Below are 12730 nucleotides of genomic sequence, written 5' to 3'. Positions count from 1 at the left end.
AATGGCCGTGGCCTACCCCGACCGCTTCGATAAGTACCTATAAACCTAACCTCACACACAAACAACTTGACACGCTCCGTCGTGGCAGCGGTGCCGCACCCATTTCGCGAAAAACCTCTACGAGAAAGTCCCCAAGACCCAGTGGCCGATGGTCTCTGCGATGTTCCAGACCATCTTCCAGTAACCTGACGCCGCATCCACCTGGTCCCAAGCCCGTGAGGTTGTCGACCTACTAGAGCCGAAGTTTCCGCAGGTTGCGACCTACTTGGAGGAATCACTCGATGAAGTATTGGCGTTTACCGCAGCCCCGAAACCAGTGTGGTCAAAGATCTGGTCAAACAACCCCACAGAGAGGTTAAACCGAGAAATCCGCCGGCGCACCGATGTTGTGGGCATCTTCCCGAACCGCGAATCCATCATCCGGCTTGTCGGCGCGGTCCTTGCTGAACAACACGACGATTGGATCCAGCAAAAACGCTACATGTCACTATCAGCACTCGAACACACCAAACGACTCATGCGTCATCGCGACCAACCTGGAGGTGACCACAATGACCACTGCCAGCTAACCGCCTAACCCAACCCTGAACTTCATACCGAGCCGAAAGCTAAACGGCTACACCCCTCCACGGGACTTGACCGTTTTCATGTTTCCATTATTCCGCATACTTCCGCGGGCTGAGGTAGCCCAGCGAGGAATGCGGGTGGAAGTCATTGTACCGCTGCGACCACTGTCCCACGAGCATCCGTGCATGTTCGAGATTTTCGATGCTGTTGTCTTCTAAGAGTTGGTCACGCATTCGGTTGTCGAAAGACTCGACATACCCGTTATGCCAGGGCTGTCCTGGCGGGATAAACGCCTGAATCGTTTCATCCTCCCCAGCCCATTTCTTGAGCGCATGAGCGATGAACTCGGGGTCGTTATCCATCCGGATCACCCGCGGGCGCCCGCCTTGGTCACAACAAGCGAGGTCGAGCAGCTCGATCACCGAGTCCGCGTCGATCTTCTTGTCGACCGTGAAGGCGACGTGCTCGCGAGTGTATTCATCGATGATGTTGCAGATCGTGATCGTCTTGCCGTGCCATGTTGAATCGAACTGGAAATCCAGCGCCCACACGTCGTTCGGTTACTGGCCGGCAGGAACATCGCGCTGGCCGTGACCATCGACGCGTTTGCGCTTCTTCCTGGGTAGGACGCGCAGGCCTTCTTCACGCCAAATCCGCCGGAAGGTTTCCCGGCATATCCCATACCCCTCGGTCAGGGCGGTCCTCCAGGCGCGCCGGTGTCCCCACCGGCGGTGATCACGCGCGAACTCGTGCATCCACGCCCTTAGGCCCGCGTACTTATCCGGCTTGCCCTGACGGATCCTAGCGCGCCGATAAGCACTACGAGAGAGTCCAACGATCTGGCAGGCACGCCTTTGGCAGTAGCCCAGCCCATCGAGATGCCAGACGGCATCATGACGGCGAGCTGGGCTTAGAAGTTTGCCTCCGATAATTCTTTCCATGCCGCCTTTTCCAGCTCTGCCTGCCCAAGGAGACGTTTGAGGCGCGTGTTTTCCTCGCGCAATCGCTAAAGCTCTTTAGCTTCGCTCTTGGCCATCGCCCCATAGGTTGCCTGCCACCTGTTCAGCGTGGCTTCGCTGATCCCCAGCGCGGTGAGGATTTGAGCCGTGGTCGATCCTGATTCTCTGAGTTCTCGAGCCTTATCCAGCTTGCGAACAATCTGCTCGGGAGTGTGTTTACTGAACTTCTTCACCATTCATCCATTCTCCCCACCCACAGGCAGGGCATCAATGGACAACACTCAAGTCACCCGGACCTAAAAACCTAAGGCACTCCATATCCAGGGCGAGTATGAGGGCGTTGTATTTGTGGACGGACAAGCATACTGTCCGGCAATTAAGGCAATGCCACAGCTTCTGGACCCGCGTGCAGCGCTGGACGCGGGCGACATCACTGTAGAGTAATTCGAGCGTCTCGTTGCCCAGCGTGAAGACCTGCGTATGCGGACGAAGCAAATCAATGAAGATGGTTCCATCCGCTTTGCTTGTCCGGCACTAGAGGGCAAGGCGTCCTGTCCAGCTCGCAAGAATGACTCACAGGCAAAGAAGGCGGCGGCAAGACGAACGCTTGGTGGTCGGGCGCCGCTGCCATTGTCTATCAAACAGGTTCCCGTCGAGCGTCAACGGGGCAAAGCCTGTTCTGGTAGGTCTGTCACCGTTCCGCTCTACCTTGACAAAGGTGGCGTGGACAACATCAATAAGCACCTTCACCAGGGGCCGGCCGTCTATACGCAAGAATGGCATGACACCTACAAGCGCGGCCGTGCTGCCATCCAGGCCCGAAACGCTAGTGCCAAGCATGACGTCGCGCTTGGGCTTGGAGACCGAGCGAAGCGTGGCATGCGCGGCTTTGATGGCTTCGCCATGCTTCTCACCGTTCTTGTCGCCGCGTCGAACGGGCTTCGAGTCATTGGCTACCTCAAACGCGGACGCGACGCCGAACTTGCCCGACGCCTCCTTGGGGAGGGCGTCCTCGCAAGAAGCGCGTTGATGATCATGTCATCGGGCTGGCATGGGGCAACGCGCCGCCCGCCGAAGAGGCTGCATAGGAGGCCACGAGACCCTGCTTGGGTCCGTGGTCTAACAGCCGTGAGTGATCGTCATGTTCGGGTCATGCAGGCAGCGAATACTGCGGAAAATAGGCGGTGGATAGACAAAAGTCCGGCCCCGTGAACATTCTTTCTGCGAAAGTCCACGGGGCCGGGCTATTTGATAGAGATTCGCAAATCTCCGCTCGTTAGAACCGTAAAAGTCCCTAGGGAACTAGCAGTCGAAGTACATTTCGTACTCGAGCGGGGTCGGACGCAGGCGGGCCGGGGTGATTTCCTCGTCTTCCTTGAGCTTGATGTAGGACTCGATGAGGTCCTCGGTGAAGACGTCGCCCTCGGTCAGGAAGTCCATGTCGTTGCGCAGGGCCTCCAGGGAGGCCTCCAGGGAGGTCGGGGCCTGCGGGATGGAGGCGGCCTCCTCCGGCGGGAGCTCGTAGAGATCCTTGTCGACCGGGGCGTGAGGCTCCAAGCGGTTCTTCACGCCGTCGATGCCGGCCAGCATCATGGCGGCAAAGCCCAGGTACGGGTTGCCGGACGGGTCCGGGGCGCGGAACTCGATGCGCTTGGCCTTCGGGTTGGAGCCGGTAATCGGGATGCGGATGGCCGCAGAGCGGTTACGCTGCGAGTAGACCAGGTTGATGGGGGCCTCGAAGCCAGGCACCAGGCGGTGGTAGGAGTTCAGCGTCGGGTTGGTAAAGGCCAAAACCGCGCCGGCGTGGTGCAGGATGCCGCCGATGTAGTAGCGGGCGGTGTCAGACAGGCCGCCGTAGCCGGACTCGTCGTGGAAGAGCGGGGTGCCGTCCTTCCACAGGGACATGTGGGCGTGCATGCCGGAGCCGTTGTCGCCGGCTAGCGGCTTGGGCATGAAGGTAGCGGTCTTGCCGTAGGCCGCGGCGGTGTTCTTGATGATGTACTTGAAGGACTGGACATCGTCGGCCGCGTGCAGCATGGAGTTGAAGCGGTAGTTTATCTCGTTCTGACCGCCGGTGCCGACCTCGTGGTGGAAGCGCTCGACGTCGAAGCCGGCGTCCTGCAGGTTGCGGACCATGGCGTCGCGGACTTCGCCGGTCTTGTCGTACGGCGCGGTGGGGAAGTACCCTCCCTTCACGCGGGTCTTGTAGCCGGTGTTCGGGGTGCCGTCGATGTTGGTCTCGGCGCTGCGGTTCCACCAGCCCTCGTCGGAGTCGACCTTGAAGAATCCCTCGTGGACGTCGGTGGAGTAGCGCACCGAGTCGAATACGTAGAACTCGGCCTCCGCGCCGAAGAAGCAGGTGTCAGCGATACCGGTGGAGTTGAGGTACTCCTCGGCCTTGCGGGCGATGTTGCGCGGGTCGCGGGAGAAGGGCTCGAGGGTGAACGGGTCGTGCACGAAGCACTTGATGTTCAGGGTCTTCTCGGTGCGGAACGGGTCGATCATGGCAGAGGACGGATCCGGCAGCAGCGTCATGTCGGATTCGTCGATGGAGGTGAACCCGCGGATGGAAGAGCCGTCGAAGGCTAGGCCCTCGGCGGCGGCGTCCCCGTCGAACTCGGAGGCGGGGATGCTGAAGTGGTGCTCGATGCCCGGGACATCGGTAAAGCGGATATCGACAAAGCGGACGTCTTCGTTCTGAATAAACTTTACGATGTCCTGAACGGTCTCGAAAGCCATGGTCATGCTCCTGAATATTGAGATAAAAATGGGCTTTAGGCAAAGATTTTACGCGCTGCCTCGACACATATGAGGGATTGCCTTACCACTTTAACAAACCACCTATTACCCGATAGGTTTTGGGATTTCGCAGCGGGGTTTTCTTCTCCCCTAAAACCCCGCTAAATTAGTGGGCATGGCTGAAAAGAAAACCTGGCTGGACGGCCCCAGCATCCCTGGTGAATATGATTCCGCCGAGGCAGTCTCCCGGTGGCCCGGGGAGCTGCTTGGCCTGCCGAAAAGCGGTTCCGGCGCGCAGGCTTCGGTCATGCGCCGCGCCGGCGGGGTGCTGATCGACTGGGGTATCAGCATGGTCCTGGCCCTCATCATCACCCAGTTCACCGACGCCCTCGGCGCGGCCGCCACCCTGGGGTATGGCATCTGGATCATCCTGGGCATCGTCTTCGGCTGGCTCTTTGCCCGTACCCCCGGAATGGCGGTGCTGGGCATGGGCGTGGCCCGCGTCGACGCCCCCGGCACCCGCGTGGGTTTCTGGCGCGCGGCCGTGCGCACGCTGCTCACGGCCGTCTTCTTCCCGGCCGCCATGGTCGACGCCGACGGGCGCGGCATGCACGACCGTGGCACTGGCACCACGGTCATCATGGCCTAGGCGCAGCCCGGCCCGTCAAGAAACAACGGCGCCCGCCTCCCATCCCGAGATCATTCGGGAAGGAGGCGGGCGCCGTTATTATCTGGCGCGGGGACCTTATTTCTTCTTGCGGCCGGCGGCGCGTCGCATGCGGCGGTTCATGCCGGACATGTTGCGGGCCTGCTGGGGCATGGGGCCCTTGGGCACGCCCGGCATCTGGCCCGGCAGGGAATCCATGGCCTCGATGCGGCGGGCGTTGGCGTAGACCTCGTTCTTGTTGTAGTTACGCGGCAGGCGCATGATGTGGCTGCGCAGCTTGGCCAGCGGCACCTCGCCCTCGCCTTCACCGACGTAGACCTCGTAGACCGGCACGCCGGCGGCGAGCTTGTCGATGCGCTTTTTCAGCTGCCCCACGGTAGCGGACAGGCGCTTCTTGTCGCCCTCGCAGACCAGCACGACGCCCGGGTTACCGATGACCCGGTGGACCAGGTCCTGGTGGCGGGTGACCGCGACGCCCTGCTCGACCTTCCAGGCGATGCCGACGGTGTTGCGCAGCTGGTTCTCCAGCGCGTATCCGGCCACGCCCTTCTGGTCCTCGACCTTTTTGTACATGTCGCGCTCGAGGCGGCGGGTAAAGATGAACATGGCCAAAAGCGCGCCCAGCGCCAGGCCGATGGGCAGCATGAACCACTGCCCGTTGAAGAGCATGCCGATGAGGAAGAAGAGCAGGCCCAGCCCCAAGAAGGCCAGCAGCATCAGCGGGATAAGCGCCTTATCCTGCTTGCGCTGCATCTGGAACGCCTGCCACATCTGGCGGCGTGTCTGCTTGCCTTTTTCGCGCTTGGCTTTCTTCTCTGCCTTCTTTGCGGCCTTGAGATCGGCCTTAGTATTTCCCTGTGCCATGCCCTCTACTTTAAAGGGTTGTGTCCGCAAACTGGAAACGGGGGCCGCGCTGTGGCGCGGCCCCGCAACAGTACGAAGTCAGCTAAAAGGCAGGCAGTTGAGTGCCTGGCAGTGGCTTAGCTCTTGACGCGTGCGGTCACCGGGGTCTCCTCGGACGGGCCGTACTTGTCCAGCAACGTGGAGGCCTCCTGGGCGGTAGCGCCCTTCGAGGTCTCGGCCAGGTGGGACAGGTGGGCAGGCAGCTCGCGGCCGCGGGCCTCCATGGCCTGAACATACAGGCGGCCGGCGCGGTAGGAGGAGCGCACCAGCGGTCCGGACATGACGCCGCCGAAGCCCAAGGACTTAGCGAGCTTCGAGTGGGAGACGAACTCCTCCGGGCGGACCCAGCGCTCGATGGGGTGGAAGCGCGGGCCGGGACGCAGGTACTGGGTAATGGTGATGATGTCGCATCCGGCCGAGCGCAGGTCGCGCAGGGCCTCCTCGATCTCCTCTGCGGTCTCGCCCATGCCGAGGATGAGGTTGGACTTGGTGATAAGCCCGTAGTCGTGCGCCTGGCGGATAACGTCCAGGGAGCGCTCGTAGCGGAAGGCCGGGCGGATGCGGCGGAAGATGCGCGGGACCGTCTCCAGGTTGTGGGCGAAGACCTCCGGCTCGGCCTCGAAGACCTCCTGCAACAGGTCCGGCTTGCCGGAGAAATCCGGGGTGAGGTTTTCCACGCCGGTGTGCGGGTTCAGCTCGTGGATCTTGCGCACCACCTCGGCGTAGAGCCACGCTCCCTCGTCCGGCAGGTCGTCGCGGGTCACGCCGGTGATGGTCGTGTAGTTCAGGTCCATCTCCCGGATGTTTTCGGCCACCCGGCGCGGCTCGTCCGTGTCCAGGGCGTCCGGCTTGCCGGTCTTGATATCGCAGAAATCGCAGCGGCGAGTACAGGAGTCGCCGCCGATGAGGAAGGTGGCCTCGCGGGATTCCCAACATTCGTGGATGTTAGGGCAGCCGGCCTCCTGGCAGACCGTGTGCAGGGAGGCGCCGGCGACGCGGTTGCGCATATCTTCGTAGCCAGGGCCGGTGCGCACCTGGTTACGGATCCATCGGGGTTTCTGCTCGATCGGAGATTCCGCATTCTTTTTCTCGATGCGTAGCAGCTTGCGTCCTTCAGGCTTAATAGTCACGTTGTCTACCCTACGTTGTTGAGTTGGCGAAGTGGAAAATGTCCGGTTTTCGGGGCGTCCGGCACCCCGGGGATGTCTCAGTCACAACCACGAAAGCGGTGTGATCATTCCTGGTTGGCTTCCGGGGTCGTTCGTTCGGGGGTGGCGGCCTGCTGGCGGGCGCGCCGGCGGGCCTCGTTGGCTAGCTTGGTCGGATCCGGCGCAGTGCCGAAGGTGTGGTCGGCGACGACGAGGCGGCCCGAGAGGGCATCGTCAAGCGCACCCAGCAACGGCTCGGTGGCCTCCTCTAGGCCGACGTGGCGGCCGAGCTCAAGAGACAACGTGGTCACGTCGGCGTCGTCGATGCCGCAGGCCACGATGTGCTCGTAGAACTCGAGCGTGTTGCAGCAGTTCAGGGCTAGGCCGTGCATGGTCACCCTGCGGGTAATGCGGATGCCCAGCGCGGCGATCTTGCGGTCGCGGTGCGGGGCCTGCGGGTCCTTCGGCTCCGTGGTGGACGGCACCCAGACCCCGGAGCGGCCGTCGATGCGCCCGGCGGTGGTGACCCCCATCTGCCGCACGGTCTGGATGGTGGCCTCCTCCAGACGGCGGACGTAGTCGACCACGTCGACGGGCTCGGCCAGGCGGATGATGGGGTAGACCACGAGCTGGCCTTCCCCGTGCCAGGTAATCCGGCCGCCGCGGTCGACGGTGATGACGGGCTGGCCGTTATCCGGCATGTCGGATTCCATGGTGCGCTTGCCGGCCGTGTAAACGCTGGGGTGTTCGACCACCAGCACCGTGTCCCCGATATCCCCCCGGGCGCGCTGCTTGGCCAGGTCGGCCTGCAGGTCCCAGGCTTCCTGGTAGTCCATCCGGCCCAGGTGGCGGATGTCCAAGGGCGCGTTGTCAGCGCGAATGGAGCGGTCGGCGGGGAAGAAAGGATCGCGCGGTGCAGTCATAGATACCCATTGTAATTCGCCTCGGCCGCCAGGCCACGGGCGGATGCCCAACTGGGTATACAAAAGCACCCCCAGCACGCGGAAGCGCGTCCGTGTACATCCAAGGGCGGGCTACCGGGTCTTGCCGGGGGCGCGGGGCGCTGGTACGGGGCCAGCGCGCGGCTGAGATGGGTCTTAGATGCCGTTGGCAGCGGCGTAGTCGGCGGCGCTCATCAGCTCGCCGGCCTCGGAAACCTCAACCTCGAAGAGCCAGCCGTCGCCGAAGGGATCGTTGTTGATGACGGAGTAATCATCGTGCACGCCCTCGTTCACGGCGGTCACGGTGCCGGTGACCGGAGCGAACAGGTCGGAGACGGACTTGGTGGACTCGACCTCGCCGCAGGAGTCGCCCGCGGTGATGGAGTCGCCGACGGCAGGCAGTTCGGCGAAGACGACCTCGCCCAGGCGTTCAGTGGCGACTGAGGTGATGCCCACGCGGACGGTCTTGCCCACGACGTCGTTCGGAGCGGTAGCCAGCCACTCGTGGTCCTCGGAGTAGGAGTAGCTATCAGGCAGGTTGGCCATGGGTAAAAGTCCTTTCTGAAAGGATCGGGCGTTATCGAGCTTTATCTTAGAACGGTTTTACTTGTCCCGCTTGTAAAACGGCAAGGCCGTTACGTTGAACGGGTAGCGCTTGCCGCGGATGTCGACCTCGACCTCGGCGCCGGGCTCCAGGCCCGCGGAGGTATCCAGCAGCGCCAGGGCGACCGGGTGGCCCAGCGTCGGCGAGGGCTGCCCAGAGGTCACGGTGCCCACGTGGGTATCTCCCACGTAGACCTCGGCGCCGGAGCGGGCCGCGCGGCGCTGGGAAGACTCCAGGCCGGTGATGACCTGCTGCGGACCCTCGGCGGCGCGCGCCCGCATGGTTTTCGCGCCCACGAAGTCCGCTTCCTTTTTGGCGAAGGCGCGGGACATGCCAGCCTCGACCGGGGTGATATCCCGGGACAGCTCGTTGCCGTAGAGCGGCATGCCGGCCTCCAGGCGCAGGGAGTCGCGCGCAGCCAGGCCGCACGGCTTGATGCCGTATTCCTCGCCGGCGCGCAGGAGCTCGTTCCACAGCTCCGGGGCGTCCGCGTTGTAGACGATGAGCTCGAAGCCGTCCTCGCCGGTGTAGCCGGTGCGGGCGACGATGGCGAACTTGCGGGCCACCTTGCCCATGGTGGCGGCGTAGTAGCCGAGCTCATAGACAGCGTCCTGCTTATTGTCCTCGACCAGCGGGACGAGGATCTCGGCAGCCTTCGGGCCCTGGACGGCGATCATCGCCACGTCCTGAGACTCGTTTTTGAGTTGTACGTCGAAGTCTTTCGCGCGCTCCTGGAATGTCTCCCAGACGGCCTGGGTGTTGCCGGCGTTCGGCACCACCAGGAATTTCTCCTCCTCGAAACGGTAGGAGATGAGGTCGTCGATGATGCCGCCGTCTTCGGCGGCGACCATGGAGTACTTGGCCTTGCCCACTTTGACGGTTTCCAGGTTGGAGATGAGCGCGTAGGACAGGAACTTGGCCGCGTCCGGGCCGGTGACCCAGATTTCACCCATGTGCGACAGGTCGAACAGCCCGGCGGCCTCGCGCACGGCGCGGTGCTCGTCCAGCTCGTTGGCGTACTTCAGCGGCATGTTCCACGGTCCGAAGGCGGTGAAGGTGGCGCCGAGCTTCTCGTGCTCAGCATGCAGCGGGGAATTGCGTAGTTCGGACATTTAGCTCTCCTTTTCGTTGGTCATCTCGAAAGCCTCCGGCGGCGGGCAGGAGCAGACGAGGTTGCGGTCGCCGTAGGCCTCGTCTAGGCGGCGGACCGGGGCGAAGTACTTGCCGCGGCGCAGCGTGTCCACCGGCCAGGCGGCCTGCTCGCGGCTAAAGCTGTAAGCCCAGTCGTTGCTGGACACGGACAGCGCCGTGAACGGGGCGTGGGCGATGACGGAATCCTCGTAGGCGACCTTGCCGTCGATGATTTCCTGGATTTCGGCGCGGATGGTGCGCATGGCTTCGATGAAGCGATCCAGCTCGCCCTTGTCCTCGGACTCGGTCGGCTCGACCATCAGGGTGCCGGCGACCGGGAAGGCCAGGGTGGGGGCGTGGAAGCCGAAGTCGATGAGGCGCTTGGCCACATCCGCGGCGGTCACGCCGGACTTGTCGGTCAGCTCGCGCAGGTCCAGGATGCACTCGTGCGCGACCAGGCCGGCGTTGCCGGTGTAGAGGATCGGGAAGGAATCGTGCAGCTCGTGGGCCAGGTAGTTCGCGCCCAGGATGGCGTGCGCGGAGGCCTGCTGCAGGCCCTGGAAGCCGGCCATGGCCAGGTAGGCCCAGGAAATGGGCAGCACGCCGGCGGAGCCGTACTGGCTGGCCGTGTTCGGCACGCCCTCGCCGACCGGGGTGGCCTCGGTGGCATCGTGAGCCGGGTCGGCGGCGTTGGACGGCAGGAACGGGATGAGGTGCTCGGCTACGGCCACCGGGCCGATACCCGGGCCGCCACCGCCGTGCGGGATGGTGAAGGTCTTGTGCAGGTTCAGGTGGCTGACGTCGCCGCCGAACTGGCCCGGCTGGGCCCAGCCGGTCAGTGCGTTCATATTCGCGCCGTCGATGTAGACCTGGCCGCCGGCGGCGTGGATCTTATCGCAGACCTCGCGGACCTCGGGGTCAAAGACGCCGTGGGTAGACGGGTAGGTGATCATGATGCCGGCGATGTGCTCGCCGTGTTGTTCGATCTTCTTGTCCAGGTCCGCCAGGTCAATCGAGCCGTCGTCGGCGGTCTTGACCACGCTCACGCGCAGGTTGGCAAGGGTCGCCGAGGCGGCGTTGGTGCCGTGGGCAGACGCCGGAATGAGCACGACGTCGCGGCCATTGTCGCCGTTGGCCACGTGGTAGCGGCGGATGGCCAGCAGGCCGGCGAGCTCGCCCTGGGAGCCCGCGTTCGGCTGGATCGAGACCTTGGCGTAACCGGTAAGCGCAGCCAGCCAGTCCTCCGTCTGGGTGATGAGCTCGCGCCAGCCGGCGGTAGTCTCCTCTGGGGCGTAAGGGTGGATACCCGCGAACTCTGGCCAGGAGATGGGCTCCATCGCCGCGGTCGGGTTCAGCTTCATGGTGCACGAGCCCAGCGGGATCATGCTGCGGTCGAGTGCTAGGTCCTTGTCGGCCAGCTCGCGCAGGTAGCGCATCATCTGGGTCTCGGAGTGCAGGGAGTTGAAGATCTCGTGCTCCAGGAACGGGGTGGAGCGCTGGAAGGCTTCCGGCAGGGCAAAGGGTTCGGTGTCCGCGACATCGCCGCCGAAGGCCTTGGCAAGGGCCTCGACGTCGGCATGGGTAGCGGACTCGCCGAAGGAGACCGAGACCGTGTCGCTGCCGATGGCGCGGACCAGATAGCCGGCCTCCTGCAGGGAGGACTTGATGGCGGCGGCGTCCACGCCGGTGACGGTGACGGTGTCGAAGAAGTCCTCGGCGGCCAGATCCAGGCCCTCGCCCTTGACGGCGGCGGCGAAGGTAGAGGCCAGGCCGTGCACGCGCTCGCCGATTGCCTTCAGTCCCTGCGGGCCGTGGTAGACCGCGTACATGGAGGCGACGTTGGCCAGCAGCGCCTGGGCGGTGCAGATATTGGAGGTGGCGCGCTCGCGGCGGATGTGCTGCTCGCGGGTCTGCAGGGCCAGGCGGTAGGCCGGGCGGCCCTCGGCGTCCTTGGACACGCCCACGATGCGGCCCGGGATCTGGCGCTTGAGCTTGTCAGTGACGGAGATAAACGCGGCGTGCGGGCCACCGAAGAACAGCGGCACGCCGAAGCGCTGGGAACTGCCCGTGACGATGTCGGCACCCATCTCGCCGGGGGCTTCCAGCAGCGTCAGGGAGAGCGGGTCGGCGACCACGGCGGCCAGGGCGCCGCGGGAGTGGGCCTCCTCGATGACCGAGCGCGGGTCGAAGATATCGCCCTCGGTGCCGGTGTAGGCCGCGACCACGCCGACGATGTCCTCGCCGGCCAGGCCGTCGGTCAGGTCCGCGACGATGACCTCCAGCTCGATGGCGCGGGCGCGTTCGGCGGCGACGTTGAGCACCTGCGGGTGGAGGCGCTCGTCCAGGACCACGCGGCGGCCCTTCTTGACCGCGCGGGACATCAGGCCGACGGCCTCGGCCACGGCGGAGGCCTCATCCAGCAGAGAGGCGTTCGCGATCGGCAGGCCGGTCAGGTCCTGGATCATAGTCTGGAAGTTGAGGAGCGCTTCCAGGCGGCCCTGGGAAATCTCCGGCTGGTACGGGGTATAAGCGGTGTACCACCCGGCGTCCTCGAGGAGGCCGCGGCGGATGACCGGCGGGGTAATGGTGTCGCTGTAGCCCTGACCGTAGAAGGACTTCAGCAGGCGGTTCTTGCCAGCCAGCTCGCGCAGGCGTTCCTGGGCGTCGTACTCGCTGAGCGGTTCCGACAGGCCCGGCAGCTCCGGCCGCTGGTCGGTCCGAATCTTGGCCGGGATAGCGGCGTCGACCAAGTCTTCAACGGTGGAATAACCCACCGCCTCCAGCATCCTAGATTGTTCGGTGGCATCTGGCCCGAGGTGACGGGAGATGAATTCCATTAGCGTTACTCCTTGATTGGGTAGGCAAAACGGCCATACGGAACACCAGTATATTGTTGTGCGCCACACCCCCGGGCCTTTTCACCCCCAACCACAGCGCGTTAAATACGCCTCGCCACGCTTCGGGGACGTCGGCCCCGCGTGCGGGGGTTAGTGACATCTCCAACTGGACCAAAAAACTGTGACCAAATCTGCCCCACAAGGGGGTCGCGGGGGTAGTTGGCCAAAGAGGAA

10 protein-coding genes and 1 pseudogene are annotated in these 12730 nt (G+C 64.0%); 2 read left to right on the top strand and 9 right to left on the bottom strand.

From position 1 onward, the window contains the following. Window positions 1-79 precede the first annotated feature (79 nt). Window positions 80-577: pseudogene (locus QQS52_RS05765) on the top strand (transposase); the annotation flags it as partial. 79 nt (window positions 578-656) lie between these two features. On the opposite strand, the gene QQS52_RS05760 reads toward QQS52_RS05765, so the two are convergent. The 3 genes from QQS52_RS05760 to glnA form a co-directional block, all read right to left on the bottom strand. Continuing rightward, window positions 657-1118 carry an integrase core domain-containing protein gene (locus QQS52_RS05760; protein WP_472772975.1) on the bottom strand — a complete coding sequence of 154 codons (462 nt, stop codon included), beginning with the start codon at window positions 1116-1118 and terminating at the stop codon, window positions 657-659. A gap of 455 nt (window positions 1119-1573) precedes the next feature. Continuing rightward, window positions 1574-1762, bottom strand: a complete 189-nt coding sequence (locus tag QQS52_RS05755; RefSeq protein WP_472772974.1) for a hypothetical protein — start codon at window positions 1760-1762, stop codon at window positions 1574-1576. A gap of 1066 nt (window positions 1763-2828) precedes the next feature. Further along, a complete protein-coding gene (gene glnA, locus QQS52_RS05750) occupies window positions 2829-4265 on the bottom strand; it encodes a type I glutamate--ammonia ligase (RefSeq protein ID WP_472772983.1) in 1437 nt (478 codons plus the stop codon). Between the two features lie 175 nt (window positions 4266-4440). Between glnA and QQS52_RS05745 the strand changes: the two genes are divergently transcribed. Then, window positions 4441-4914 (top strand): RDD family protein, encoded by a 474-nt coding sequence (locus QQS52_RS05745; RefSeq protein ID WP_472772973.1) that lies wholly within the window; start codon window positions 4441-4443, stop codon window positions 4912-4914. A 96-nt stretch (window positions 4915-5010) separates the two neighbouring features. Here QQS52_RS05745 and QQS52_RS05740 read toward each other — a convergent pair whose 3' ends face one another. From QQS52_RS05740 to gcvP, 6 genes are all read right to left on the bottom strand, one after another. Beyond that, window positions 5011-5796: a DUF4191 domain-containing protein gene (locus QQS52_RS05740; RefSeq protein ID WP_070767748.1), complete on the bottom strand. Its 786-nt coding sequence runs from the start codon at window positions 5794-5796 to the stop codon at window positions 5011-5013. Between the two features lie 116 nt (window positions 5797-5912). After that, window positions 5913-6965, bottom strand: a complete 1053-nt coding sequence (gene lipA / locus QQS52_RS05735; protein WP_290222535.1) for a lipoyl synthase — start codon at window positions 6963-6965, stop codon at window positions 5913-5915. A gap of 104 nt (window positions 6966-7069) precedes the next feature. Next, entirely contained in the window at window positions 7070-7906 is an 837-nt protein-coding gene (gene lipB, locus QQS52_RS05730; RefSeq protein ID WP_472772972.1) for a lipoyl(octanoyl) transferase LipB, read from the bottom strand. Window positions 7907-8080: 174 nt separating this feature from the next. Continuing rightward, window positions 8081-8470, bottom strand: a complete 390-nt coding sequence (gene gcvH / locus QQS52_RS05725) for a glycine cleavage system protein GcvH (RefSeq protein WP_472772971.1) — start codon at window positions 8468-8470, stop codon at window positions 8081-8083. A 57-nt stretch (window positions 8471-8527) separates the two neighbouring features. Further along, window positions 8528-9640, bottom strand: coding sequence for a glycine cleavage system aminomethyltransferase GcvT (gene gcvT / locus QQS52_RS05720; protein ID WP_472772970.1), 1113 nt, complete (start codon window positions 9638-9640; stop codon window positions 8528-8530). Then, entirely contained in the window at window positions 9641-12496 is a 2856-nt protein-coding gene (gene gcvP / locus QQS52_RS05715) for an aminomethyl-transferring glycine dehydrogenase (protein ID WP_472772969.1), read from the bottom strand. Window positions 12497-12730 lie beyond the last annotated feature (234 nt).

Source organism: Corynebacterium sp. 1103A, from assembly GCF_055700955.1.
This window is presented reverse-complemented; position numbering and strand designations above follow the sequence as displayed.

Coding starts and splice junctions, on each gene's coding strand:
- QQS52_RS05755 (WP_472772974.1), bottom strand. CDS start 1,762: ATGGTGAAGAAGTTCAGTAAACACACTCCCGAGCAGATTGTTCGCAAG.
- glnA (WP_472772983.1), bottom strand. CDS start 4,265: ATGGCTTTCGAGACCGTTCAGGACATCGTAAAGTTTATTCAGAACGAA.
- QQS52_RS05745 (WP_472772973.1), top strand. CDS start 4,441: ATGGCTGAAAAGAAAACCTGGCTGGACGGCCCCAGCATCCCTGGTGAA.
- QQS52_RS05740 (WP_070767748.1), bottom strand. CDS start 5,796: ATGGCACAGGGAAATACTAAGGCCGATCTCAAGGCCGCAAAGAAGGCA.
- lipB (WP_472772972.1), bottom strand. CDS start 7,906: ATGACTGCACCGCGCGATCCTTTCTTCCCCGCCGACCGCTCCATTCGC.
- gcvH (WP_472772971.1), bottom strand. CDS start 8,470: ATGGCCAACCTGCCTGATAGCTACTCCTACTCCGAGGACCACGAGTGG.
- gcvT (WP_472772970.1), bottom strand. CDS start 9,640: ATGTCCGAACTACGCAATTCCCCGCTGCATGCTGAGCACGAGAAGCTC.
- gcvP (WP_472772969.1), bottom strand. CDS start 12,496: ATGGAATTCATCTCCCGTCACCTCGGGCCAGATGCCACCGAACAATCT.